This is a genomic window from Acinetobacter rongchengensis (assembly GCF_003611475.1).
In the GTDB taxonomy this organism is placed as follows: Bacteria; Pseudomonadota; Gammaproteobacteria; order Pseudomonadales; family Moraxellaceae; genus Acinetobacter; species Acinetobacter rongchengensis.
The window spans coordinates 1-1320 of record NZ_RAXT01000148.1; the positions used below are offsets into that span (position 1 = coordinate 1).

A 1320-nucleotide genomic window follows, 5' to 3' on the forward strand; every position below is an offset into this window, starting at 1 on the left:
ATGCGAATGTATAAATTTAGATTTATTAATCCGATTGGCGAGTCATACTTCTAAGCACATTGTCCTTATCAATAAAATGATGCTTAAGTGCTGCAAGAATATGCCCAACTAAAAGTAAACCAGCAGCCCAAGATAGGTAGATGTGAACGGGTTTGACAATATCTGTTAAATCAGGATTGTCTTGAATCATTCTTGGAATTTCAAATAAATAGAGAACAGGTACAGGGTGACCAGCGCTCCAACTGAATAAACACCCAGAAATAGGCAATGCCAAAAGCATAAAATATAACCCTAAATGTCCTAAATGCGCCAAGGTTTTCATCAGTGGCGACATTGTGTCAGGTAATTCAGGTGCAGGGTGGGTATAACGCCAAAAAATCCGAATAATCACCAAAAAGATAATTACGGAGGCTATATTTTTATGTAAGGTAATCACATCACCTTTAAAACTACCATCGGCAGCATAACTTAAAAAGTTTCCACTATAAAAACCGATCAGCCATGCAGCAATGAAAATAATCGCCATAATCCAATGAAGCCATTGCGCAGTTTTGGTGTAATATTTTGATTTTTGCGGCATTTTATGCGCACCTTAAATATAATTAGCAATATCATATCGATTTTTTAGACGCCTATCATCGTTAAAAATTCAACGTATTGTTTTATATTTGCAACGCAAAGTGTGAATAAACATAAAAATGCAGAATCATGAATCAAAGTCTATTTTAAGTAGCTGGTGATTACATGATTTCTAAAAATTTAGGTTTAAACTACGAGAGAGTTTAGGCAAAATACAGCGACTTCATCCCAAGAAAAGGAATAATTGTGAAAAAATTAGCTGCTCTTGTTGCATTAACTAGTTTCGCATTAACAGCGTGTGTAACGACAGAATCGACTGGTACTGCTGCAAGCAACACAACTCAGCAATTGGGTATGGTTGCAATTAAAGTTGCGATCAATGCGAAATGTACAACTGAATTAAATAGCCTTCCTGCATGGAAAACAGCAACCCGTGTCATGACAGATGAGCAAAAAACCAATGTTCAAGGTCAAATTTGTGGTTGTGTAAGTGAAAAAGCACCTCAAAGTGTTACAGCAGTTGATTTGGCTACAGCAGCAATAGATCCACAAGCTCGTGCAACGATTGTTTCAAATGTTGTAACGAAAACAATTAATCAATGTGTTGCTGAAGCAATCAAATAAGTCGATGTGAAATTAAGAAGCTAGGGGTAATCCGAGCTTCTTTACTGATTTTTTATACTTTTCTGAATTTATTTTTTATATTAATCTGAACAATAAAAATCGAAACTTTGTATATTT

At 35.3% G+C, this 1320-nt stretch carries 2 protein-coding genes; one reads left to right on the forward strand and one right to left on the reverse strand.

Annotated features, from left to right (window positions below; translation table 11 throughout):
• Positions 1-25 precede the first annotated feature (25 nt).
• A complete protein-coding gene (locus tag D7V20_RS19155) occupies positions 26-580 on the reverse strand; it encodes a cytochrome b (protein WP_120385398.1) in 555 nt (184 codons plus the stop codon).
• Positions 581-825: 245 nt separating this feature from the next.
• Between D7V20_RS19155 and D7V20_RS19160 the strand changes: the two genes are divergently transcribed.
• Positions 826-1203, forward strand: a complete 378-nt coding sequence (locus D7V20_RS19160) for a hypothetical protein (protein ID WP_120385399.1) — start codon at positions 826-828, stop codon at positions 1201-1203.
• Positions 1204-1320 lie beyond the last annotated feature (117 nt).

Coding starts and splice junctions, on each gene's coding strand:
- D7V20_RS19155 (WP_120385398.1), bottom strand. CDS start 580: ATGCCGCAAAAATCAAAATATTACACCAAAACTGCGCAATGGCTTCAT.